27 protein-coding genes and 1 tRNA gene are annotated in these 20,570 nt (G+C 68.5%); 4 read left to right on the forward strand and 24 right to left on the reverse strand.

What is annotated here, in order from left to right; translation table 11 throughout:
• Positions 1-9 precede the first annotated feature (9 nt).
• Entirely contained in the window at positions 10-357 is a 348-nt protein-coding gene (locus I0K15_RS07240) for a hypothetical protein (protein WP_196104743.1), read from the reverse strand.
• A gap of 65 nt (positions 358-422) precedes the next feature.
• On the opposite strand from I0K15_RS07240, the gene I0K15_RS07245 reads away from it, so the two are divergent.
• Complete coding sequence (locus I0K15_RS07245; protein WP_196104745.1) at positions 423-1,529, forward strand: AI-2E family transporter; 1,107 nt, start codon at positions 423-425, stop codon at positions 1,527-1,529.
• Here the strand turns inward: I0K15_RS07245 and I0K15_RS07250 are convergent.
• The 3 genes from I0K15_RS07250 to pobA all read right to left on the reverse strand — a co-directional run bounded on the left by I0K15_RS07250 (position 1,526) and on the right by pobA (position 3,429).
• On the reverse strand, positions 1,526-1,876 hold the full coding sequence (locus I0K15_RS07250) for a hypothetical protein (protein WP_196104747.1): 351 nt from the start codon (positions 1,874-1,876) through the stop codon (positions 1,526-1,528). The genes I0K15_RS07245 and I0K15_RS07250 overlap by 4 nt on opposite strands.
• Position 1,877: 1 nt before the next feature.
• On the reverse strand, positions 1,878-2,216 hold the full coding sequence (locus tag I0K15_RS07255) for an ElaB/YgaM/YqjD family protein (protein WP_196104748.1): 339 nt from the start codon (positions 2,214-2,216) through the stop codon (positions 1,878-1,880).
• A 64-nt stretch (positions 2,217-2,280) separates the two neighbouring features.
• The gene (gene pobA, locus I0K15_RS07260) at positions 2,281-3,429 is read right to left on the reverse strand and encodes a 4-hydroxybenzoate 3-monooxygenase (RefSeq protein WP_196104750.1); all 1,149 of its coding nucleotides are present in this window, start codon (positions 3,427-3,429) and stop codon (positions 2,281-2,283) included.
• 33 nt (positions 3,430-3,462) lie between these two features.
• Between pobA and I0K15_RS07265 the strand changes: the two genes are divergently transcribed.
• On the forward strand, positions 3,463-4,344 hold the full coding sequence (locus tag I0K15_RS07265) for a helix-turn-helix domain-containing protein (RefSeq protein WP_230374327.1): 882 nt from the start codon (positions 3,463-3,465) through the stop codon (positions 4,342-4,344).
• A 10-nt stretch (positions 4,345-4,354) separates the two neighbouring features.
• Here the strand turns inward: I0K15_RS07265 and I0K15_RS07270 are convergent.
• From I0K15_RS07270 to I0K15_RS07365, 20 genes are all read right to left on the reverse strand, one after another.
• Positions 4,355-4,431, reverse strand: a tRNA-Met gene (locus I0K15_RS07270).
• A 62-nt stretch (positions 4,432-4,493) separates the two neighbouring features.
• Positions 4,494-4,982 carry a hypothetical protein gene (locus I0K15_RS07275; RefSeq protein WP_196104752.1) on the reverse strand — a complete coding sequence of 163 codons (489 nt, stop codon included), beginning with the start codon at positions 4,980-4,982 and terminating at the stop codon, positions 4,494-4,496.
• A 48-nt stretch (positions 4,983-5,030) separates the two neighbouring features.
• A complete protein-coding gene (locus tag I0K15_RS07280; protein WP_230374328.1) occupies positions 5,031-5,351 on the reverse strand; it encodes a hypothetical protein in 321 nt (106 codons plus the stop codon).
• On the reverse strand, positions 5,348-6,232 hold the full coding sequence (locus tag I0K15_RS07285) for an NAD(P)/FAD-dependent oxidoreductase (protein WP_196104753.1): 885 nt from the start codon (positions 6,230-6,232) through the stop codon (positions 5,348-5,350). The genes I0K15_RS07280 and I0K15_RS07285 overlap by 4 nt, the downstream gene beginning before the upstream one ends.
• Before the next feature lie 99 nt (positions 6,233-6,331).
• Positions 6,332-7,126: a crotonase/enoyl-CoA hydratase family protein gene (locus tag I0K15_RS07290; protein ID WP_196104754.1), complete on the reverse strand. Its 795-nt coding sequence runs from the start codon at positions 7,124-7,126 to the stop codon at positions 6,332-6,334.
• Positions 7,123-7,887: a hypothetical protein gene (locus tag I0K15_RS07295; RefSeq protein ID WP_196104756.1), complete on the reverse strand. Its 765-nt coding sequence runs from the start codon at positions 7,885-7,887 to the stop codon at positions 7,123-7,125. The genes I0K15_RS07290 and I0K15_RS07295 overlap by 4 nt, the downstream gene beginning before the upstream one ends.
• Positions 7,884-8,744 carry a hydroxymethylglutaryl-CoA lyase gene (locus I0K15_RS07300; RefSeq protein WP_196104757.1) on the reverse strand — a complete coding sequence of 287 codons (861 nt, stop codon included), beginning with the start codon at positions 8,742-8,744 and terminating at the stop codon, positions 7,884-7,886. The genes I0K15_RS07295 and I0K15_RS07300 overlap by 4 nt, the downstream gene beginning before the upstream one ends.
• Positions 8,745-8,790: 46 nt before the next feature.
• Entirely contained in the window at positions 8,791-10,707 is a 1,917-nt protein-coding gene (locus I0K15_RS07305; protein ID WP_196104759.1) for an acetyl-CoA carboxylase biotin carboxylase subunit, read from the reverse strand.
• 1 nt (position 10,708) lies between these two features.
• A complete protein-coding gene (locus tag I0K15_RS07310) occupies positions 10,709-11,164 on the reverse strand; it encodes a hypothetical protein (protein ID WP_196104761.1) in 456 nt (151 codons plus the stop codon).
• 19 nt (positions 11,165-11,183) lie between these two features.
• The gene (locus I0K15_RS07315) at positions 11,184-12,767 is read right to left on the reverse strand and encodes a carboxyl transferase domain-containing protein (protein ID WP_277882915.1); all 1,584 of its coding nucleotides are present in this window, start codon (positions 12,765-12,767) and stop codon (positions 11,184-11,186) included.
• Between the two features lie 20 nt (positions 12,768-12,787).
• The gene (locus I0K15_RS07320; RefSeq protein ID WP_196104764.1) at positions 12,788-13,306 is read right to left on the reverse strand and encodes a lysozyme inhibitor LprI family protein; all 519 of its coding nucleotides are present in this window, start codon (positions 13,304-13,306) and stop codon (positions 12,788-12,790) included.
• Complete coding sequence (locus I0K15_RS07325) at positions 13,303-14,094, reverse strand: EcsC family protein (RefSeq protein ID WP_196104766.1); 792 nt, start codon at positions 14,092-14,094, stop codon at positions 13,303-13,305. Before I0K15_RS07325 ends, I0K15_RS07320 begins: the two co-directional genes overlap by 4 nt.
• Positions 14,087-14,578 (reverse strand): lysozyme inhibitor LprI family protein, encoded by a 492-nt coding sequence (locus I0K15_RS07330; protein WP_196104768.1) that lies wholly within the window; start codon positions 14,576-14,578, stop codon positions 14,087-14,089. Before I0K15_RS07330 ends, I0K15_RS07325 begins: the two co-directional genes overlap by 8 nt.
• On the reverse strand, positions 14,575-15,267 hold the full coding sequence (locus tag I0K15_RS07335; RefSeq protein ID WP_196105401.1) for a flavodoxin family protein: 693 nt from the start codon (positions 15,265-15,267) through the stop codon (positions 14,575-14,577). Before I0K15_RS07335 ends, I0K15_RS07330 begins: the two co-directional genes overlap by 4 nt.
• 65 nt (positions 15,268-15,332) lie before the next feature.
• Positions 15,333-15,752, reverse strand: a complete 420-nt coding sequence (locus I0K15_RS07340; protein WP_196104770.1) for a hypothetical protein — start codon at positions 15,750-15,752, stop codon at positions 15,333-15,335.
• Between the two features lie 98 nt (positions 15,753-15,850).
• Positions 15,851-16,246, reverse strand: a complete 396-nt coding sequence (locus tag I0K15_RS07345; RefSeq protein ID WP_196104772.1) for a DUF1622 domain-containing protein — start codon at positions 16,244-16,246, stop codon at positions 15,851-15,853.
• A gap of 4 nt (positions 16,247-16,250) precedes the next feature.
• Positions 16,251-17,414 (reverse strand): isovaleryl-CoA dehydrogenase, encoded by a 1,164-nt coding sequence (locus tag I0K15_RS07350; RefSeq protein WP_196104774.1) that lies wholly within the window; start codon positions 17,412-17,414, stop codon positions 16,251-16,253.
• Between the two features lie 75 nt (positions 17,415-17,489).
• Complete coding sequence (locus tag I0K15_RS07355) at positions 17,490-17,954, reverse strand: SRPBCC domain-containing protein (RefSeq protein WP_196104782.1); 465 nt, start codon at positions 17,952-17,954, stop codon at positions 17,490-17,492.
• A 1-nt stretch (position 17,955) separates the two neighbouring features.
• On the reverse strand, positions 17,956-18,276 hold the full coding sequence (locus tag I0K15_RS07360) for an ArsR/SmtB family transcription factor (RefSeq protein ID WP_196104784.1): 321 nt from the start codon (positions 18,274-18,276) through the stop codon (positions 17,956-17,958).
• A gap of 48 nt (positions 18,277-18,324) precedes the next feature.
• Entirely contained in the window at positions 18,325-19,269 is a 945-nt protein-coding gene (locus tag I0K15_RS07365) for an alpha/beta fold hydrolase (protein ID WP_196104786.1), read from the reverse strand.
• A gap of 66 nt (positions 19,270-19,335) precedes the next feature.
• On the opposite strand from I0K15_RS07365, the gene hisB reads away from it, so the two are divergent.
• Both hisB and hisH read left to right on the forward strand, forming a co-directional pair.
• Positions 19,336-19,923: an imidazoleglycerol-phosphate dehydratase HisB gene (gene hisB, locus I0K15_RS07370; protein ID WP_196104788.1), complete on the forward strand. Its 588-nt coding sequence runs from the start codon at positions 19,336-19,338 to the stop codon at positions 19,921-19,923.
• Complete coding sequence (gene hisH, locus I0K15_RS07375) at positions 19,920-20,555, forward strand: imidazole glycerol phosphate synthase subunit HisH (RefSeq protein WP_196104790.1); 636 nt, start codon at positions 19,920-19,922, stop codon at positions 20,553-20,555. Before hisB ends, hisH begins: the two co-directional genes overlap by 4 nt.
• Positions 20,556-20,570 lie beyond the last annotated feature (15 nt).

Raw genomic sequence — 20,570 nt, forward strand, 5'->3', positions numbered from 1 at the left:
CTTGCGGTGTCAGATCAGGACGGGTGGCCCCCTGCCCTGCGGCAGCATGAGGTCGGGGCGCACGTGCACCGGGGTGCCCTCGACGGGGAGCGCTCCGATAAGGGGGCGGGACAGGGGGACGGCCGCGCTGCCGCCGCGCACGCTGAGGGCCGCCGCCACGGCGAAACAGGCTTCACAGTGGAGGGCTGCCTCGCCCCCTTCGCTCTTGGCACGGCACAGGGCGTGGAGGGTCCCGTCGGGAGCGACCACGTAGGTCGGGCGGTGATCGGAGGTCGCGGCCTGCGCCTGAACGGCCCCGGCGATGCCCAACGTTAGCGTGAGCAGAGCGGCCAGAACAATCCGTGAGCATGTGCGCAAGACCATACAATGCTATATGCACTCAAGGCGTTGGCATGGCAACGCAGAGCCCGAGGGGTCACTCATTGCGCGACGATCAGGAACATCAGGGCGCGTTTCCGCAGCTTCCACCCATCGACGCGACGAGTTCGCGCGCCGTCGATCTGGGGGCGAAGATCGCGATGATGCTGATGGCGCTGATCGTGCTCTTCATCGCGTTGGAGGCGGCGTTCGTGATCCTGGCGCCGATGAGCCTGGGCATCGTGCTGTCGCTGGTGCTAGGCCCGCTGGCTGCCAACCTGGAGCGGCGGGGGCTGAAGCCGTTCATAGTGGCAGCGCTTCTGACGCTGCTGACCGCGGTGTCGCTGGCACTGATCGTGGCAGGGATCATCCTGCCGATCCGCGACTGGATCGCCCGCTCGCCCGACATCTGGTACCGCCTCCGTGAGCTCGGCGCACTGCTCGAGGCGCAGATGGCCGGAATCGAACGCGCGGCCGAGCAGGTAGGCGAAGCCATCGGCGGCGGGGCCGGCGGCGGCGAAGTCGGACTGCGCCAGCAGGCGGATCCGCTCACCTCCGTCCTGCCCGCGCTGAAGCTCGCACCGATGCTGATCGGGCAGTTCCTGATCTTCCACGTCACGATCTACTTCTTCATCGCGACGCGGGCGGAGATTCGGGACTACGTCCTCTCATTCTGCCTGTCGCGGCGGGCGCGGTGGCGGGTCGCGCGGATCTTCCGCGATATCGAGCGGGGGATCTCCCACTACTTCGCGACGATCGCGGTGATCAATTGCGGGCTGGGGCTGGTCACGGCAGCGATCTGCTGGGCCTTCGGGATGCCCAATCCGCTGGTCTGGGGCGGGCTGGCCGCAGTGCTCAACTTCGTGCCCTACCTGGGACCGGCGCTGATGACGGCGATCCTGTTCTCGGTGGGGCTGATCACGTTCGATCCGGTGCTGACCGCGTTCCTGATGGCGATGAGCTATGTGGCGGCGAACCTCTTCGAGGGGCAGTTCCTGACGCCCTCGCTGGTCGGGCGGCGGCTGGTATTGAACCCGCTTCTGGTGTTCTGCGCGCTGAGCTTCTGGCTGTGGCTCTGGGGGGCGGCGGGCGCGTTCCTCGCGACGCCGATCCTCTTGGCCGGGAAGGTCGTGCTGCGGCACCTGACGCCGCAGCACGTTGAACGGTTCTAGCGCTTCGCCCCGCGCCCGATCTGGGCACCGACAAGGAAGGCCTCGATCAGTTGCGCGGTCAGTGCCGACCCGGCGAGGGCCGGAGTGGCGGCCGCGGGCGGTGGCGTGACGCGGACCTTGCGGCGGCGCCCCAGCAGCAGGACGATCAGGCCCAGCACGAACAGCGCCCCGGCCACGATCGCGCAGGCGATGATCGCGCCGTAGAGCCCGATCAGCCAGATCAGGCCCGCCGCGACGCCGAAGCCCAGCGCGCCGACGAAAAGGATGCCCGCGATGATGCCGCTGACGATGCGCTTGCGCAGGTAGGCCGCCTGGGCGGTGAGACCCGTCAGAGCGGTGGACAGCATCCTATTTCCGGCCCTGCATCAGGCCGAAGAGCAAGCCGAGCCCCGCGGCGACGGCGAGCGCGGTCAGGGGACGTTCACGCACCGTGCGCTCCGCATCGGCGGTCAGGCGGCCGATCTCGTCCTGTGCGCGGTGCGCGGCCTCCTCGCCCCGCAGCTTGAGGAGCTGCGCGCGGGCGTGCAGATCCTCCATCGTCTCGTCGGTGCGCTGCTTGCCGAGCTCCAGCAGCGTGTCGCTGAGGCGGGAGATGTCGGCCTTCAGCGTCTCGACCTCGCGCTGGAGGTCCTCGGCGCTCTTGCCGGTCTTGATCGGGGTGCCGTTCGTCGAACTCTGGGTCGCCATGTCGGGGTCTCCTTCGAGGTGGATCACACCCCACCAACCCCTTGCACTGACAGGCGGTTCCGCGTCAGAGCGGCAGGCCCGAATAGTTCTCGACGAGGACCTTCCGGGCGGCCGCACTCTCGCTGAGCACGGCAAGCTCGCTTTCCTGCATCCGCTGGTCGAAATCCGACTGGTCGGGGAAGCGATGCATGGTCGTGGTGAACCACCAGGAGAAGCGGACGGCCTTCCACACGCGGGCGAGCGCGCGGGTCGAGTAATGCTCCAGCCCGCTGCGGTCGCCCGATTGCGCGGCGATGATCCCCTCGGCGAGGTACTGGACGTCGGACATGGCGAGGTTGAGGCCCTTCGCCCCCGTTGGTGGCACAATGTGAGCCGCGTCACCGCAGAGGTAGAGCGGCCCGTACTGCATAGGCTCGGCAACGAAGCTGCGCAGGGGCGCTGCCGATTTCTCGATGCTCGGGCCCGTTACCAGCGATTCGGCGGCCTCGGCCGGCAGGCGGCGGCGCAGTTCGTCCCAGAAGGCGTCGTCGGACCAGTCAGCCGGATCCTCGCTGGCGGGCACCTGGATGTAATAGCGCGAGAGCATCGCGTTGCGCATGGAGGCCAGAGCGAATCCGCGGGGGTGATTGGCGTAGATCAGCTCCTCGGCCACCGGGGGCGTCTCGCTCAGCACGCCGAGCCAGCCGAAGGGATAGATCCGCTCGAAGAGCTTAATGCGGTCCGCGGGAATCGCCCGGCGGCTGACACCGTGATAGCCGTCGCAGCCCGCGATTAGCTCGCAGGTGATCTCATGTCGCTGTCCGCCCTGGCTGAAGCTCGCGCCGGGGCCGTTGAGATCCAGCTCGATGTTGGAGACCTCGTGCAGGATCGTCACCGCATCCGCGTCGGAGCCGTCGTAGAGATCCTTCGTCACCTCGGTCTGGCCGTAGACCATGACGGGCCGGTCGCCGAAATCGACGCGGTGGCGATGCCCCTCCCACGCCAGCTCGATGCCGTGATGAACGAATCCCTCCGCCTGCATCCGGGTGCCGAGGCCCGTGCTCTCCAGCAGATCGACGGCCTGCTGCTCCAGCACGCCGGCGCGGATGCGGGACAGCACGTGGTCGCGCGACTGCCGCTCCAGAATGACCGAGGATATGCCCGCCTGGGACAGGATGCGAGACAGCATCAGACCCGAGGGGCCGCCGCCGATGATGAGGACCTGTGTTTTCATGACACAAGCATAGGCGCGGTCCCTTAAGCTTGAATGGACGCAGGGCGCGCGATCCTGCACAAATCGAACATGGTGCCCGCGTTCAGCCTGTATGGAGAGGAGCAGCCCGGCGATCTGCCGGACGTGCTGCATTGCGAGACGATCGCGGCGCGCGCGGCCTTGCACGGTTGGCTGATCTCGCCGCACCGGCACATGCGGATGCACCAGGTGCTGCGGCTGACCGCGCATGGGGCGATGGCGGAGGTGGACGGGGCACGCTTTCGCCTCGACGCGCCTTGTCTCGTGAACATGCCGCCGCAGGTCATCCACGGCTACGACTTCGATCCGGGGACGGAGGGCTGGGTGCTGACCCTGCCGACGGAGCTGGTGATGGGCCGCGGCCTCGCCCGGCCCTTCGTGGCGGAGGGGGCCGGAGACGACATCGCGCTGTTCGACCTGATCGCCGCGGAGCATGCGGGCCGCGCGCCGGGCCGGGCGGAGCGGTTGCGGGCGCTCGCCGCCGCCCTGCTGATCGGCATCACCCGCGGCGGGGCGGAGGATGAGGAGGACGAGACCGGCCACCCGACCCTCCGCCGCTTCGCCTTGCTGATCGAGGAGCATTACCGCAAGCACCTCCCCCTGCGCGCCTATGCCGAGCAGCTCGGCATCACCGCCACGCATCTCTCCCGCCTCGCGCGGGAGGCGACCGGCGCCCCCGCCTCGCGGATGATCGAGGATCGGATCGTGCGGGAGGCGCGGCGCGAGCTCGCCTATACCGCCCTGCCCGTCAGCCAGGTCGCCTACGCGCTCGGCTACGAGGATCCGGCCTATTTCAGCCGGGTGTTCTCGCGCGCCACGGGCATGTCGCCGACGCAGTTCCGCACGCGGATCGGCCATGACGGGCCGCTGTCCACCGGGAACGGCGCGAAACGCTGAGGGGGAATGTTGGTGGCGGGGGGGAGACTTGAACTCCCGACCTCACGATTATGAGTCGTGCGCTCTAACCAGCTGAGCTACCCAGCCACTCTGGCGGGTCACATATCGGCCCGCGCGGGGGGCGTCAAGCGACGCTATGCGCCGCGCCGCTACGACAGGCAGGCCGACAGGGGCAGCACCGCCTCGCCCGCCGCGTCGAAGCGGGCCGTGGCACCGCCGGCGGAGATTGCGGCACCCTCGATCTCCGGCCCGCGAATGGTGTAGAGCGCGCCCGCCCCGACCTCCATCCGGTCGTCCACGTCGAAGTTGAAGGCGACGCCCTCCTCCGCCGGCAGGCTGTTGAGCGAGAAGCTGAGATCGGTGGCGCCGCGAAGCGGCTGCGGCATCTCCTCCACGAATTCCGCACCGCGGATGACGCGCAGCGCGTCCTCCGGCCCGCGTGCGTTCCGCGGCATGTCGAAATGGACGCCGCCGAGCGAGGTGGTGAAGTCGAGCGTGAAGCTGAGCGCGCCGAGCGGACACGCCCCGGCATTCTCGATCACGATGCGGTCGCGGGGTGCGCCCTCCCGAAAGAAGACGTGGACCTCCGCCAGCGCAGCGGTCGGCAGGAGGGAGAGGACGAGGATCGGGATACGCATGGGACACCTCCGGTCGTCCGAAAGGCTCCGCCGAATCCCGGCGGCGGGTCAACTGCGCAGCTTGCCCCGGAGCTTCAGCGACAGCCGGTTGAGCGCGTGAAGGTCCGCCGTCCCCTCCAGCACCGCCTCGCCCAGGGCGATGGCATGCGCCAGCCGGTCGGGCGGGGTGTTGGCCCAGGCGGGGGGCTCGACGACCTCGCGCCAGGGCCGCTCCATCGTGGCGTCGAGCAGGATGCGGGCGAAGCAGTGATCCTCGTGCACCGGCCAGTCGCGGGTGCGGGCGGCGCGGGGCAGGCGTTCGCCGACCAGTTCGCGCCATCGGCGGCGCAGCGCGTCGTCCTCTTCCCGCGGGTCGTCGAGTGGGTTCACGAGGCGAGCACCGCGTCGGCCAGGGCAGCCCCGCTCCGCACCGCGTCGCCCGCGTTGGGGCCGAGGCACCAGTCGCCCGCCGCACCGATCCGATGGTCCGCGTCGTAGAGGCAGGGCAGGCCCGCCGCCGTGCGCGTCCGGGCATAGAGCCAGCGGTGGATCATGGTCTCGACCGGCAGAACGGCGCCGGTGAGGGCGAGGAAGGCGTCGAGCAGCGCGCCCTGCACCTCCTCCCGCGGGCGGTCGACGGTGCCGCGGGACCATTCCGCGCCGCCATGGATCACCCAGAGATCGGCGGCGTTCTCCCGCTCCGGCCGGGCGGACTGGCGCAGGGCAACGTGGCCCGCGTCGAATTCGAGCCGGTCGGCCGCCTCGACGCGCTGATCGAAGGCGGCCATCAGGGTCCAGAGCGGGCTCATGCGCGCCTGCGCGACCTCGGGCAGCAGGGTGCCCGGCAGGAGGGCCTGCGCCTGGGGCGCTGGCAGGCACAGGAGCACTGTGCGCGCCCGGATCAGGCCGCGCGCGCCGTCGAAGGCGAGGCTCCAGCGACCCTCGCCCGGTGTCAGCGCGTCCAACTTCTCACCCTGATGGACGGTGAGACCGGTGGACAGGTGCCGCGGGAGGCGGCTCATGGAGGGCACGCCGATATGGCCGTCCTCCCATGGCGCAAGCACGCGATCCGCGCTAGCCGCCATGCACTCCGGCAGGTCGTGGAGCACGGGAGCACCGTGATCATAGGCGCCGAAATCGCTGCGCCGGGTCGCGATGCGCCCGCCGGGGCCGCGTCCCTTGTCGAAAACCTCGACCACGAGACCCGCATCCACCAGCGCACGCGCACAGGTCAGGCCGGCAAGGCCGGCCCCGATCACCGCAACGTCCATGAATGTACCCCTGCTCACGGCTTGTTGGGGCAGTACATAAGCCAATTCGGCCACAAGTTCAGCCGAATTTTCATTAAACTATTTGAAATGAAATGGTTTTCAGCCGGGCCGATTCCATGCAGGGGGTCGGCGCTCGAAGAAGGCGGAGACGCCTTCCCGGGCCTCCGGGCTCTCCCACGTATCGGCGAGGCGGCGCACCGTATCCTCGATGACCGCGTCGTCGATGCGGGGGCCGAGGGCGCGGGCGAGCGCCTTCGAGGCGGCGACGGCGCCGGGTGCGGCGGCGAGGTAGGGCGCGACCTCGGCCTCCACCGCCGCGTCGAGCGCGTCCGGGGCGACGGCACGGGCGGCAAGGCCAAGCTCCACCGCCTCCGCCGCGTCGAAGAGCCGGGCGGACATGAAGACGCGACGCGCGCGCCCCTCTCCCATGCGGGCGAGCACATAAGGTGAGATCGTCGCCGGGATCAGACCGAGCCGCGTCTCCGTCAGGCCGAAGCGGGCGGTGTCGGCGGCTACGGCGACATCGCAAACCGACATCATGCCGACGCCGCCGCCGAAAGCCTGCCCGTTGATGCGCCCGATCAGGGGCTTCGGCAGCGTGTTGAGCGCGCCGAGCATGTCGGCGAGCCGCCGGGCCTCGGCCATCCGCTGCTCCCGCGTCGCGTCGAACTGCGCCTGCATCCAGGCGAGATCGCCACCGGCGCAGAAGCTCTTGCCCTCGCCGGTCAGGATCACGGCGCGGATGGCTTCGTTCTTTGCGATATGGGCGGCGGCTTCGGTGAGTTCCGAGATCATCTCCGCCGACATCGCGTTGTGCTTCTCGGCCCGAGCAAGCGTCAGCGTGGCGACGCTGCGGTCGTCGGTGGTCAGGCGGATGGTCTGATAATCGCTCATTGCGCGGCCTCGCAAAGGGTCGGGGCACGAACGCGGCCGTCCTGCAGGGCAGCGAGGCGCGGGACGCTCTGCTGGCCCTTCTCGCTGGCGCGCCACATGTCTTCGGAGATCAGGGCGGTGAGCGGGGAGCCGAGGATGTGCAGGCCACTGTCGCCGATCACCTCGGCACCAAGCGTTGCGCAATTATCCGGCGCGGCCGGGCAGTTCGCCGCGCAATAGGCGTCGATGAGCGGCGGGCGGTCGGGCGGGGCGGCTTCGACACCGGGTACGTCGGCCACGACCGGCGCGAGCTCGGGCAGGTCCTGAAGCACCGTGCGCACGGCGCTGAACCGCTCCCGCCGGGCGAGGAGGCGGATCGCCTCGCGCGCCAGCCGATGCTCGCCGCGGGCGTGGAGGTCGAGCACGGTCTGCGGCGCCATGCCGACATCGTCCATCTGCCGCATCAGGTCGGCGAGCGGCTGGTCGACCTCTGCCAGCCAGCTCCGCCCATCGGGGCTGCGGTAGACCGCGTCGCGCTCCTCGCGGCTGCGGTTGAGGGTAAAGACGGTCTGGAGCTCGCCCATATGCTCGACCGTGCCGAGGAGGAGCTGCGCCGCGGTGTTGCCCTCCCCCGCGAGGGTGGAGAGGCGCGGCAGCGCGTCGGCGTCCCGGTCGTCGAGCCAAAGTTCCAGCGCCGCCTCGAAGGGTGGCGCGTCGGCGCCCGGCACGGGCTGGGCTGCGGCAGCGCCGCTCAGTAGCAGAAGAAGGGCGCGCAGGATCATGCGGGGACACTCCTCAGGGACCGGGCAAAGGCGCCGGCCTCGGCCAGTTTCGCAGGGTCCACGCCGGTGTCGTGCCCTTTTGAGTGGAGGTGGGCCACCACCGCCTCCGTCGCGACGTTGCCCGCCGCACCGGGAGCGTAAGGGCAGCCGCCGAGGCCCCCGACCGCGGCGTCGAAGGTGCGTAGGCCGTGGGCGAGGCTCGCGTCGATGTTCTCCAGCGCGCGCCCGGCCGTATCGTGGAAATGGCCCGCAAACTTCTCCGCCCCCGCGACGGCGAGGACGGCGTCGAGCATGTAGTTTACCGCGCGCGGCGTGGCCTGCCCGATCGTGTCGCCGAGGCTGACCTCGTAACACCCCATCTCCAGCAGCGCCTCGGCCATCAGCGCCACGTTGTGGGGTGGCGTCGGCCCGTCGAAGGGGCAGTCGGTGACGCAGGAGACATAGCCGCGGACCGGCACGTTCTCTTCGGCTGCGCGGGCGGCGACGGGGCGGATGCGCTCCAGGCTCTCGGCCATGGTCGCGTTGATGTTCGCCTTGGAGAACCCTTCCGAGGCGGAGACGAAAACGGCGACCTCATCCGCCTTCGCGGCCAAGGCCCCGTCGAGCCCCTTCATGTTGGGTGTGAGCACGGCGTAGGAGATGCCGGGGCGCCGCGCGATGCCCGCCATGACCTCCGCCGCGTCGCCCATCTGGGGGACCCATTTGGGGCTGACGAAGCTCGTGACCTCGATCTTCCTGAGCCCCGTCTCCGACAGCATGTCCGTGAGGCGGATCTTGTCGGCAGTCGGGATTTGCCGCTGCTCGTTCTGGAGCCCGTCGCGCGGGCCGACCTCGAAGATGGTGACGGGATCGCTCATGGCCGCCGATCCGCCATGCGTATTTGGGGAAAGATGAAGGGGCGGGTCATGCCTCGGGCTCCAGCGTCAGGAGGATGTCGCCGTCGGAGACCTGGGCGCCGGGGGTGGTGGCAAGCTCGGCCACGGTGCCGTCGCGCGGGGCGGTGAGGGTGTGCTCCATCTTCATCGCCTCCATCACGATCAGCGGACTGCCCTTGGTGACGGCGGCGCCGGGCTCGGTATGGACCAGCTTGACGAGGCCAGGCATGGGCGCGGTGAGGCTGTCACCGCCTGCCCCGGCCTCCGCCGCCTGGTCGAGCGGGTCGATGCGGTGGAAGACGTGGGACGTGGCGCGGTCGAGAATCGTGACTGTGTTGCCGCTGACATCGAAGAGGTAGCGGCGGCCGTTCGCGGTGACGGTGGTGCCGTTGCGGTGGGCGGTGACGTCCCGTCCGTCGACGCGGTAGTGGCCGGGACCCAGCACCTCCACCTTCACGGCGCCGGTGTCGAGCGGGACGGTCTGGAGGAGCGGGGTCCACAGGGTGAAGCCCTGATGCGGCTGGGCCTCAAGGAAACCGCCGACGGCGAGCGCCGCGGCAGCGGTCATGTCCTCGGAGGGCTCGGGGCGGGCGGTCAGAGTGTCGTAGTCGCGGGCGATGAGGCCGGTGTCGACCTCGCCCCTCGCGAACCCTTCATGGCGGGTGAGGGCCGCGAGGAAGGCGAGGTTGGTGACGGAGCCCGCGACGAGCGTGTCCTCAAGTGCGGCGCGGAGCTGCGCCAGAGCCGCCTCCCGCGTGGGGCCGTGGACGATGATCTTGGCGATCATCGGGTCGTAGAAGGGCGTGATCTCATCCCCCGCGCGGACACCTGAATCGGCGCGGATGGCCTCCGGGAAGGCGAGCGCGGTCAGGGTCCCGGTGGCGGGCAGGAAGTCCTTCGCGGCATCCTCGGCATAGAGGCGTGCTTCGAAAGCGTGGCCCGTGAGGGTGATGTCATCCTGCGTTGAGGTCAGCGGCTCCCCCGCCGCGACGCGGAGCTGCCATTCGACGAGGTCGGTGCCGGTGATCGCCTCCGTCACCGGATGCTCGACCTGCAGGCGGGTGTTCATCTCCATGAAGAAGAAGCGGTCGGGGGAGAGGCCGTCGGAGGCATCCACGATGAACTCGACCGTGCCCGCGCCAGCATAGCCGATGGCCTCGGCGGCTCGGACGGCGGCCGCACCCATGGCCGCGCGCATCTCCTCGGTCATGCCGGGGGCGGGGGCCTCCTCGATAACCTTCTGGTGGCGGCGTTGCAGGGAGCAGTCGCGCTCGCCCAGATGGATCGCACGGGTGCCGTCGCCGAAGACCTGAACCTCGATGTGGCGGGGCGTGGTGATCCACTTCTCGATCAGTACGCGCGGGTCGCCGAAGGAGGACTGGCCTTCCCGGCTCGCCCCTTCGAGGGCGGTGCGGAAGTCCTTGGGCCGGTCGACCTTGCGCATGCCCTTGCCGCCGCCGCCGGCGCGGGCCTTGATGAGGACCGGGTAGCCGATCTGGTCGGCCTGTTGGCTCAGGAAGTCTGCGGACTGCTCGTCCCCGTGATAGCCGGGAACGACAGGAACGCCGGCCTCCTCCATCAGTTTCTTGGCAGCATCCTTGAGGCCCATGGCGCGGATGGCCTTCGCGGAAGGGCCGATGAAGGTGAGGCCTGCCTGCTCCACCGCCTCGACGAAATCCGGGTTTTCGGAGAGGAAGCCGTAGCCGGGGTGGATGGCCTGCGCGCCGGTGTCGAGGGCCGCCTGGATGATGGCGTCGCCCCTGAGGTAGCTCTCGGAGACCGGAGCCGGGCCAAGACGGACGGCCTCGTCGGCCATCTGCGCGTGCTTGGCCCGCGTATCGGCATCCGAGTGAACCGCGACGGTGCGCACGCCGAGGCGGCGGCAGGTCTCGATGACACGGCAGGCAATCTCGCCCCGGTTGGCGATGAGGATCTTGTGGAACATCTTATGCCTCAGAGCTCATCACGCGAATAAGAGTCGGCGAGATATCAAAGCGTTGTTTCGTATCGGGATCGTGAAAGATCCATCTTCCACGCACGAGCTCGCCTACCTTCAAAGAGCGCTCGAAAAAGACCTCCATCTGTTGATCGCCATCCCAACATGAAAAGAGCAGGGGCTCCGGATCGATCTTCAGCGCGGCTTCCGAAATGGCTTGAAGGCCCCCATATGCCCGCTTCCAGAGATCTTCTTCGGCGCTGTCGTAGAACGGTTCGGCCGGCGTGGGATCTATCAGGCAGCATGAGCAGTTCAGCCCGCTCTCAACACGGTCACCCAGAGAAACGACGTTCTTTTTGTGCTGGAGCGCGGCAGGCCCTTTATCGACGGGGGCAGTACCAAGTTCACCGATAGGACCTTTGTCGAAACCGGTCAGAACCGCGTCGGTCCCGAGATAAACCTTCATGCACATTGGATTGCTTTCATCACATCCGGAACACGCCGAAGCGTGTCTCCTCGATGGGGGCGCAGAGGCAGGCGCGCAGGGAGAGGGCCAGCACCTCTCGCGTCCGTGCGGGCGGGATCACGCCGTCGTCCCAGAGGCGGGCGGAGGCGTAGAGGGGGTGGGACTGTTCCTCGAACATCTCGACGGTGGGGCGCTTGAACTCGGCCTCGTCCTCCGCCGACCAGGTGCCGCCCTTGCGCTCGATCCCGTCGCGGCGGACGGTGGCGAGGACGCCCGCGGCCTGCTCGCCGCCCATCACCGAGATGCGGGAATTCGGCCAGGTCCACAGGAAGCGCGGCGAGTAGGCCCGGCCCGCCATGCCGTAGTTGCCCGCGCCGAAACTGCCGCCGACAAGCACGGTGATCTTCGGTACCTTCGTGGTCGCCACGGCGGTCACGAGCTTGGCGCCATGGCGGGCGATCCCCTCGTTCTCGTATTTCTTGCCGACCATGAAGCCGGTGATGTTCTGGAGGAAGATCAGGGGGACGCGCCTTTGCGAGCAGAGCTCCACGAAATGCGCGCCCTTCTGCGCGGCCTCGGAGAACAGGACGCCGTTATTGGCGATGATCCCGGCCGGGCAGCCCTCGATATGGGCGAAGCCGCAGACCAGCGTGGTGCCGAAGCGGGCCTTAAATTCGTCGAAGCGGGAGCCGTCGACGATGCGGGCGATGACCTCGCGGATGTCGTAGGGCGTGCGCAGGTCTGCGGGGACGATGCCCGTGATCTCCTCCGGGTCGTAGGCGGGGGGCTCGGGGGCCTGCCACTCGACGCTTGAGGGCGGCGTGAGGTTGAGGTTGGCGACGGCCTGGCGCGCGAGGGCGAGGGCGTGAGCGTCGTCCTCAGCGAGGTAGTCGGCCACGCCGGACAGGCGCGTGTGGACGTCGCCGCCGCCCAGATCCTCGGCCGAGACCACCTCGCCTGTCGCGGCCTTCACCAGCGGCGGACCGGCGAGGAAGATCGTGCCCTGCTCCTTCACGATGATGGTCACATCCGACATGGCGGGGACGTAGGCGCCCCCGGCGGTGCAGGAGCCCATGACCACGGCGATCTGCGGAATGCCCGCTGCACTCATGTTCGCCTGGTTAAAGAAGATGCGGCCGAAATGGTCGCGGTCAGGGAAGACCTCATCCTGGTTGGGCAGGTTCGCCCCGCCCGAGTCGACGAGGTAGATGCAGGGCAGGCGGTTCTGCTCCGCGATCTCCTGCGCCCTGAGGTGCTTCTTGACCGTCATCGGGTAGTAGGTGCCGCCCTTCACTGTGGCGTCGTTGCAGACGATCATGCAGAGGCGGCCCGCGACCCGCCCGATCCCGGCGATCACGCCGGCGCAGGGGGCGGCGCCGTCATACATGCCGTGGGCTGCGGTCGCCCCGACTTCTAGGAACGGCGCACCGGGGTCGAGGAGGTTCGCCACCCGCTCGCGCGGCAGCATCTTGCCGCGGCTCACATGCCGCTCCCGCGCCTTCTCGCCCCCGCCATCGGTGGCGGCGCGGGCGGCTTCGGCGATCTGGGCGAGGGCCGCGGCATGGGCCGACTTGTTGGCGGCAAAGCCCTCGCTGCCGGGCATGGCCTGGGTGGGAAGAAGGGTCAATTCGGCCACTCCCGTTTGTCGATAAGGTCGAGGGTGCGCAGGGCGGTCAGCTCGGATCGGCAGATCGCGCCCTCGATCAGCCGCATGCTGCCAGAGCCCCAGAGCGCGTAGCGGTTGGAGCATTCGGCGTCCCGGAACGCGATCCAGGCGCGTTGGGCGTCGCGCAGGGTGTCGACCCGTGTCAATGGGACGTTGAACTCCGCATCATAGGTGTCCATTTCCGCGAATACGTCGATCACGGCGGCGTATTCGGCATTCAGACGCGTGTCCCAGATTCGGCTCTCCAGCAGGTAACAGTCCATCATCCCGACCGTGGTCTGGTTCTGCCCGGGATCGGCGTCCATGCAGGCGGTCGCGATCCGGCCCATGCAGTGCTCGCGCTCCGCCCGGCCTTCAGCGGTGAGGCAGGTGTCGAGGATCTCCTGCGCCTGGCCCTCCGGATAGCGCTCGTTGGCCGCCATTGCAGGCGCGCAGAGCACGGCGGCCAGCAGACCGAAGCGCGCCACGAGGCTCATTCGGCCACCTCAGGTGCGGGAAGCATCCGGCGGTGCGCCAGCCAACGCTGGCGGTAGGCGTAGCGGGCGGAACGGGCGACGTCGGTCTGGAAGCTCGCGTTGACGGTGGCCGCGACCACGGCCCCGGCGAGCGGGACGATCTGCGCGGCCTTGCGGCGGGCGAGGCTGACGCCAAGCTCGCGCGCCACGCGCTCGACCACCCGGTCCACCAGCCAGTCGGCCCCTTCCCGCGCTGCTTCGGAGGCCGCGCCGCCGCCCAGAACGCGCGCCATGCGGTTGACCCGCCCGATCGCATCCGCCCGCGCCGCAAGGCCGCCGGTCGCGGCAAGCTCCAGCACGGCGAGACGGAAGGCTCGCTCGTCCGGTCCGGTCCCGTCGAAACCGTAGGCGAGACCCGTCGCGCGGACATTGCGCGCCGCGATCCCCAGCGAAGCGGGGATGTCGAGCGTCAGGCCCGCGCCCCCCCACCAACCGGCCCCCGCGCCGGAGGCTGCGTTGAGCCCCATTGCCCAGCCCTGCGCCCGCAGGGCCGCCGCGTCGCACGAGGCGATGTCGTCCGCGTCATGCTCCGTCAGCTCCCGCGGCAGGGTCAGGCCCGCGGCCCGGTCCGCCCCGTCGAGCGCCGCGCGCACCAGCGCCGGCGGCACGAGGCGGGAGAGGACGGAGCCGATGGGAGCCGTTACGGCCTCGGCCCCACGGCCGAGGCGGGTGGCACGGTGCGCCTCGAAGGCGCGCTGCTCGTCGAGCACGCGGTCGAGCGCCTGTGGAAGGTTGCGATCATCACTCATTGCCGAGCCTCTGGGTCGAAAGATACAGCGCCTGCTCCCCGGTCAGCCGCATCAGGCATGCGAGTGTCGCAGGCCCTCCACCGGTGCCGCCGCCCCACTGCGCGCGCTCGAAATCGCAGGTCGCGTCGCGAAAGGCGATCCATTGGCGCTGCATCTCGCGCAGGGTCGGCGCGATGCGAGGGCCGGTGTTCTCCAGCTCCGCCAATTCGGCATCGCGCCGCTCGGTCTCTGCCTGCAGGCGGGCATATTCGGCGTTCAGGCGGTCGTCCCAGTAGGTGAGCTCGGCCTCAAGGCAGCCGCCCATGCCGACGGTACTTTCGCCACCCTCGGTCTCCTTCATGCAGTCGCTGGCGGAGCGGCCGATGCAGCTTCGCTGCTCATCCTCCGCCACGATGCCGAGGCACTGCTCCGTCATCTCCGGATCGAAGACGACGTCCTGGGCGGCAGCCGGAAACGCCAGCAGGCAGATCAGGAGCCACCTCATGCGCGGTGCTCCGGGTTCTCGTAGTCGAAGCGGCAGCCGGCCTTCCACGCCTCACGGTCGTTGCCGTGGTTGGGGATACCGCCCACGTCCTTCAGCATCTTCGCCATGTGCATCAGGTTCCACGTCATGATCGTGGTGTTGCGCTGGGTGAAGTCATTACCGAAGCCCGCGCGGGAGCCGTCGTCGAGCGCGTCACCATAGGACGGCCCCGGCCCCGCCTCGCCGATCCAGCCGCAATCGGCCTGCGGCGGGATCGTGAGGCCGAGGTGGTTGAGCGCGAAGGCGATGGTCATCGCCGCGTGCTTGATCCCGTCCTCATTGCCGGTGACCACGCAGCCGCCGACCTTGTTGTAGAAGATGCTCTGCCCGCGGTCGTTGAGCAGGCCCGACATGCCGTAGAGCCGTTCGATCAGGATGCGGCAGATGGAGCTTTCCTCGCCCAGCCAGAGCGGCGTGCCGATGACGAGGATGTCGGCCTCCAGCACCCGCTCCCAGATCGCGGGCCACTCGTCGACCGGGTGGCCATGCTCGGTCATGTCGGGATAGACGCCCGGCGGGATGGTTTTGGAGGCCATGTGGACATGCTCCACGGCGACGCCGTTCTTCTCCATCATCTCGGCCACGACGTTGAGGAGGAGCTTGGTGTGGCTCTCCTCCTCCACCCGCTTCAGCGTGGTGTTGAAGAGCATGGCGGAGAGCCCAGAGAAGTCGGTCGTGTTGCTGTCGCAGAGCGCGGTTTGCCGGGCGTTGAGCGTCACTGCGCCGCCCCCGCACGCAAGGACCGGGACCGTAGATCGGCGGTGCTGCGCGTCAGGATCGACACCTCGCAGGAGCGGCGGGCGCTGCCCGTCAGGTCACCGCACACCTCGTTGAGCGTGCCGCGGACCTGGCCGCGGGCGACGCGGGGCGCGAGGCCGATGCTGCCTGACATCTCGTTCACGAGCAGGCCCTGCCACATCACGCTTTCCCGCGTGCGGCAGGCATCGGCGGTGCTCTCCTCGTCGCATTGCTCGATGAGGTCGTTGTAGCAGGTCCACGCGCCGTCCCCGTCGACCTGCTGGATACAGGTGTCGCGCGCGGCGAGGTCGGGACGGGCATCGGTGATCTGGAATTGAGCGGCCGCGGGCAGCGCGACGAGGCTCGCGGCAAGGGCACAGGGGCCAAGAGAAGTCATGGGGGTACCTCCCGAAGAACGACCGGCGGTAGCAATCCGGCCTCCCTTCAAGATAGGTCTTCCGCGCCGATCCGCGAAGTTTTGACGCATCTCCCGCCTCACCGCGTCGCCTCCTCCGCCCGGATCTGACGGATCTCGCGGTCGAGGAAATAGCTCATGGCGGCCCGGATCAGGACGAGGAGGCCGAGAAACACCAGATCGTCGAGCCGAAGGCTCAGCACCGTGTGGATGATGTCGGAGACGATGAACAGCTCCAATCCGGCGAGGATGTAGCGCCCCAGTTCCTGCCGCTCGTAATTGATGCCGCTGATCCGCGTCGTCGGCTGGCCGGACAGTTCCGCGCGCAGGAAGCCGACGACAAAGCGCCCTGCCCCGATCAGCATGACCGCGATGGCGATCACCTCGATCCCGGCCGCAACCCAATCGAGCCCCGCGCCGAGCCAATGCAGCTCGCTATGCAGCACGCTCGGGGACTGGGTGGCGAGGCCCTCCATCGGCTCAGGCCGTGGCCTTCATCAGTTCGCGGCCGCAGAGCATGCGGCGGATCTCGGAGGTGCCCGCACCGATCTCCATCAGCTTGGCGTCGCGCATGATGCGGCTGAGCGGCGAGTCGTTCAGGAAGCCCGCGCCGCCCATCGCCTGCACGCCTTGGATCGCGGCGAGCATCGCCTGTTCGGAACAATAGAGCACGCAGGCGGCCGCATCCTGCCGCGTGACCTCACCCCGGTCGCAAGCCGCCGCGACGGCGTAGAGATAGGCGCGCGCGGTGTTCATCGACGTGTAGAGGTCGGCGATCTTCGCCTGCATCAGTTGGAAGTCCCCGATCGGCTGCCCGAACTGCTTCCTTTCATGCATGTAGGGCATGATGTGATCGAGAATGGCGTGCATGATCCCGACGCCGATGCCCGACAGCACCACCCGCTCGTAGTCGAGGCCGGACATCAGGACGTTCACGCCCTTCCCTTCCTCGCCGAGGATGTTCTCGAACGGGACCTCCACATCCTCGAAGATCAGTTCGGCGGTGTTGGAGCCGCGCATGCCGAGCTTGTCGAAATGGGGACCGACGGAAAAACCCGTCATTTCCTTCTCGATCAGGAAGGCGGTGATGCCCTTGGGCCCGGCCTCCGGATCGGTCTTGGCATAGACGACCAGCGTCGAGGCGTCGGGGGAGTTAGTGATCCAGTACTTGTTGCCGTTCAGGATGAAGCGGTCGTTGCGCTTCTCGGCCTTCAGGCTCATCGACACGACATCGGAGCCCGCGCCCGCCTCGGACATAGCAAGGGAGCCGACATGCTCGCCGGAGATCAGCTTCGGCAGGTACTTCGCCTTCTGCTCCGCATTGCCGTTCAGCGAGATCTGGTTGACGCAGAGGTTCGAGTGCGCGCCGTAGCTGAGGGAGACGGAGGCACTGGCCCGTGCGATCTCCTCGACCGCCACGGAATGGGCGAGGTAGCCCATGCCCGCGCCGCCATCCTCCTCCGGCACGGTGATGCCGTGCAGGCCGAGCTCGCCCATCTCGGTCCAGAGCTCGTTGGGGAAAAGGTTGTCGGCGTCGATCTTCGCGGCCATCGGCGCGACGCGGTCCTGCGCCCAGCGGTGGACCATCTCGCGCAGGGCCTCGACCTCCTCGCCCAGCGCGAAGTTCATGGATGCGTGGAACATCATATCCTCCCGTGCGGTCATTGCCGCTTCGGGAGGATATGAACATATGTTCAGTTTCGAGGCAAGCGCGGCGCGTCAGCGCAGAACGGCGTCGAGGCGGGAATAGCTCATCTCAAGACCGCTGGGCATCTGCTGGAGCATCATGTCCCGTGCCTCCTGCGACTGGTAGGTGATGACCATCTCGACGCGGGTCCCTGCCCCCTCGGCCGTGAAAGTCGTCACCACGCCCGTGTCGGTTGCGCCGGGAATGTCGAAAAGCTCGGTATGGACCATCCGGTGCGGTGGGTCGCACTCGGTCACGGTGCCTTCGAGGCCGAAGCCTTCGCCGTCCTGATTCTCCCAGCGATAGCGGACGGGCGCGCCGATCTCTGGCGCGATCTCGCAGATCGTCATGGTCCAGCCATCGGGACCCGTCAGCCATGTCTCCACGATGGCAGGGGTGGTGAACGCCTCGAACACGCGCTCGGGTGAGGCCTTGAAATGGCGGGCGACGTGGATCTCGCGGTCGCCGACCGCGTTGGCCGTCAGGGTGTCGAGCATGTCAGTCCTCCTCTCGAGGCTCCGCCAGGATCGCGTCGAGGCGCTGGAAGTTCTGCGCGAGCACCTGTCTGTAGCGCTCGAGCCAGGCGTCAAGCTCGGCCAGCGCCTGCGGCTCCAGCCGGGCCGGGCGGCGCTGTGCATCCACCCGGCGAGAAATCAGCCCCGCCTCCTCAAGCACCTTCAGGTGCCGGGAGACCGCGGGCTGGCTGATCGCGAAGGGCGCGGCCAACTCACCGGCCGTCGCCTCCCCCTCCGCCAGCCGCTCCAGGATCGCGCGACGGGTCGGGTCGGCGAGGGCAGCGAAGGTGGCATCGAGCGGCATAACCGATTCCTTAATTAACTATATTGTTATATTAAGAGGCCGCGAAATTCAATTGAGAAAGTCGCGGATCGCCTCCGCTGTCCGGTCCGGCGCCTCCTCCATCGGCAGATGGCCGATCCCGTCGAAGATCACGACCTCCGCCTGCGGCAGCCGCTCCGCGAAAGTCCGGGCGGCCGAGGGCAGCACGAACTGATCCTCGGCACCCCAGATCACCAGGACCGGCGCCTCGATCTCCCCGATCCGGTCGGCCATCTCCGGCTCCCGCTCCGCGTTGGCGGAGACGATGGCGGCGCGGCGGTTGCCGGGGTAGCGGATCAGCTCCCAGTAGCGGTCCACCATGGCGTCATCGATGATCGAGGTGACGGAGACGCTCGCCTCCAGCGAGCTCTCCACCAGCGGGCGCGGGGTGATGTTGGTCAGCAGCCAGCCACCGACGCGCGTGTCGAGCAGTTCGAAAACGAAGCTCGACGGCGGCTCCGGATCGTCGTCGCGCCGCGGCATGCCGGAGGAGGCGATCAGCACCAGCCCCGCCACCCGCTCCGACCGCGACAGGGCGTAGCGCCAGGAGACCCAGCCGCCGAAGGAGTTGCCGATGAGAACAGCCTGCTCCACCCCGAGGTCGTCGAGAACGGCATCCACCGCCTGCGCATTCCCCTCCGCCGAATAGTCGTCCTGCGGATGCGGCCCGGTCAGCCCGTGCCCCGGCAGGTCGAGGGAGATCACGTGGTAGCCGCCCAGCCGCGCCGCCAGCGGCTCCCACGTGTGCAGGGAGGAGTTGGAACCGTGGAGCATGACCACCGCCGGGTCCGCCGGATCGCCGGAGCTGCGGTAGTGCACCCGCAGGCCACCCGCACCCTCGGCAAAACGCGCCTGCGCCCCGCCATACTTCGCCAGCATCTCCACCGGATCCGTGTCCGGCGTGCGCAAAAGGAACACCGCCCCCGTCAGCAGAACCACCAGCGCGAGCAGCACCCGGCCCGTCCATTTCAGCATCGCACGCTCCCTTCCCACTGGCTCCGCCTTGCCCTTATAAGGGCGCGTCACGAAGGGAAGAAAGCGATGCGCACTGCGACCATCACCCGCAAGACGGCGGAGACGGACATCACGGTCGAGATCGATCTCGACGGCACCGGGGCCTATGACAACCAGACGGGCGTGGGCTTCTTCGACCACATGCTCGACCAGCTCGCGCGCCACGCGCTGATCGACATGAAGGTCCGCTGCGAGGGTGATCTGCACATCGACGACCATCACACGGTGGAGGATGTGGGCATCGCGCTCGGCCAGGCACTGAGCGAGGCGATGGGCGACAAGCGCGGGATCGTACGCTACGGCTCCTGCCTTCTGCCGATGGATGACACGCTGGTGCGCGCGGCGCTGGACCTCTCGGGCCGGCCCTATCTGGTGTGGAAGGTCGACTTCACCGCACCGCAGATCAAGAGCTTCGACACCGAGTTGGTGCGCGAGTTCTTCCAGGCGTTCAGTACCCATGGCGGGATCACGCTGCATGTCGAGAAGCTCGACGGCATCAACTCCCACCACATCGCGGAGGCCGCGTTCAAGGCGGTGGCCCGCGCCCTACGCGACGCGCTGGAGACCGACCCGCGCAAGGCCGACGCGATCCCATCGACGAAGGGAACGCTGTGACCTGCGCCATCATCGACTATGACAGCGGCAATCTGCACTCCGCCCAGAAGGCGTTCGAGCGGATGCGGCGCGAGGTCGGCGGGCCGGAGGTCGTCGTGACCTCCGACCCCGAGGTGGTGCGGAAGGCGGACCGCATCGTCCTGCCCGGCGTCGGCGCCTTCGCCGATTGCCGCCGCGGGCTTCTGGCGGTCGCGGGCATGTACGAGGTGATCGAGGAGCGGGTGCAGGCGGGCACGCCCTTCATGGGCATCTGCGTCGGCATGCAGCTTCTGGCCACCGTCGGGCGGGAGTTCGGCGATACGCCCGGCTTCGACTGGATCGGCGGGGCGATCACCCATCTGGAGCCCTCGACCCCGGCGCTAAAGGTGCCGCATATGGGCTGGAATGAGCTCCGGATCGCGCAGCGCCACCCGGTTCTCGCCGGAATCGAGGAAGGGGCGCACGCCTATTTCGTGCACTCCTTCCACATGTCGCTTGATGATCCCGAGCACCTGCTTGCCACCGTGAATTATGGCGGCCCGGTCACAGCGGCCATCGGGCGCGACAACCTCTTCGGCACGCAGTTCCACCCGGAGAAGAGCCAGAAGACGGGCCTGACCGCAATCGGCAACTTCCTCAACTGGACGCCCTGAAACGGCGAAGGCGGA

This window comes from Pontivivens ytuae (assembly GCF_015679265.1).
Taxonomy (GTDB): Bacteria; Pseudomonadota; Alphaproteobacteria; order Rhodobacterales; family Rhodobacteraceae; genus Pontivivens; species Pontivivens ytuae.

Excerpts from the sequence above, each read along its gene's own strand:
- I0K15_RS07355 (WP_196104782.1), bottom strand. The coding sequence starts at position 17,954 with ATGCTCGACACCCTGACGGCCAACGCGGTCGGCGACCGCGAGATCCAC.
- I0K15_RS07310 (WP_196104761.1), bottom strand. The coding sequence starts at position 11,164 with ATGAAGGTTTATCTCGGGACCGACGCGGTTCTGACCGGTTTCGACAAA.
- I0K15_RS07335 (WP_196105401.1), bottom strand. The coding sequence starts at position 15,267 with ATGCTCTTCAACACCACGCTGAAGCGGGTGGAGGAGGAGAGCCACACC.
- I0K15_RS07365 (WP_196104786.1), bottom strand. The coding sequence starts at position 19,269 with ATGCTGAAATGGACGGGCCGGGTGCTGCTCGCGCTGGTGGTTCTGCTG.
- I0K15_RS07330 (WP_196104768.1), bottom strand. The coding sequence starts at position 14,578 with ATGAGGTGGCTCCTGATCTGCCTGCTGGCGTTTCCGGCTGCCGCCCAG.
- I0K15_RS07345 (WP_196104772.1), bottom strand. The coding sequence starts at position 16,246 with ATGGAGGGCCTCGCCACCCAGTCCCCGAGCGTGCTGCATAGCGAGCTG.
- I0K15_RS07300 (WP_196104757.1), bottom strand. The coding sequence starts at position 8,744 with ATGAGCGATCCCGTCACCATCTTCGAGGTCGGCCCGCGCGACGGGCTC.
- pobA (WP_196104750.1), bottom strand. The coding sequence starts at position 3,429 with ATGAAAACACAGGTCCTCATCATCGGCGGCGGCCCCTCGGGTCTGATG.
- I0K15_RS07250 (WP_196104747.1), bottom strand. The coding sequence starts at position 1,876 with ATGCTGTCCACCGCTCTGACGGGTCTCACCGCCCAGGCGGCCTACCTG.
- I0K15_RS07320 (WP_196104764.1), bottom strand. The coding sequence starts at position 13,306 with ATGAGCCTCGTGGCGCGCTTCGGTCTGCTGGCCGCCGTGCTCTGCGCG.
- I0K15_RS07255 (WP_196104748.1), bottom strand. The coding sequence starts at position 2,216 with ATGGCGACCCAGAGTTCGACGAACGGCACCCCGATCAAGACCGGCAAG.
- I0K15_RS07275 (WP_196104752.1), bottom strand. The coding sequence starts at position 4,982 with ATGCGTATCCCGATCCTCGTCCTCTCCCTCCTGCCGACCGCTGCGCTG.
- I0K15_RS07285 (WP_196104753.1), bottom strand. The coding sequence starts at position 6,232 with ATGGACGTTGCGGTGATCGGGGCCGGCCTTGCCGGCCTGACCTGTGCG.
- I0K15_RS07290 (WP_196104754.1), bottom strand. The coding sequence starts at position 7,126 with ATGAGCGATTATCAGACCATCCGCCTGACCACCGACGACCGCAGCGTC.
- I0K15_RS07350 (WP_196104774.1), bottom strand. The coding sequence starts at position 17,414 with ATGTTCCACGCATCCATGAACTTCGCGCTGGGCGAGGAGGTCGAGGCC.
- I0K15_RS07340 (WP_196104770.1), bottom strand. The coding sequence starts at position 15,752 with ATGACTTCTCTTGGCCCCTGTGCCCTTGCCGCGAGCCTCGTCGCGCTG.
- I0K15_RS07315 (WP_277882915.1), bottom strand. The coding sequence starts at position 12,767 with ATGCCCGGCAGCGAGGGCTTTGCCGCCAACAAGTCGGCCCATGCCGCG.
- I0K15_RS07360 (WP_196104784.1), bottom strand. The coding sequence starts at position 18,276 with ATGCCGCTCGATGCCACCTTCGCTGCCCTCGCCGACCCGACCCGTCGC.
- I0K15_RS07265 (WP_230374327.1), top strand. The coding sequence starts at position 3,463 with ATGGACGCAGGGCGCGCGATCCTGCACAAATCGAACATGGTGCCCGCG.
- hisB (WP_196104788.1), top strand. The coding sequence starts at position 19,336 with ATGCGCACTGCGACCATCACCCGCAAGACGGCGGAGACGGACATCACG.
- I0K15_RS07295 (WP_196104756.1), bottom strand. The coding sequence starts at position 7,887 with ATGATCCTGCGCGCCCTTCTTCTGCTACTGAGCGGCGCTGCCGCAGCC.
- I0K15_RS07305 (WP_196104759.1), bottom strand. The coding sequence starts at position 10,707 with ATGTTCCACAAGATCCTCATCGCCAACCGGGGCGAGATTGCCTGCCGT.
- I0K15_RS07325 (WP_196104766.1), bottom strand. The coding sequence starts at position 14,094 with ATGAGTGATGATCGCAACCTTCCACAGGCGCTCGACCGCGTGCTCGAC.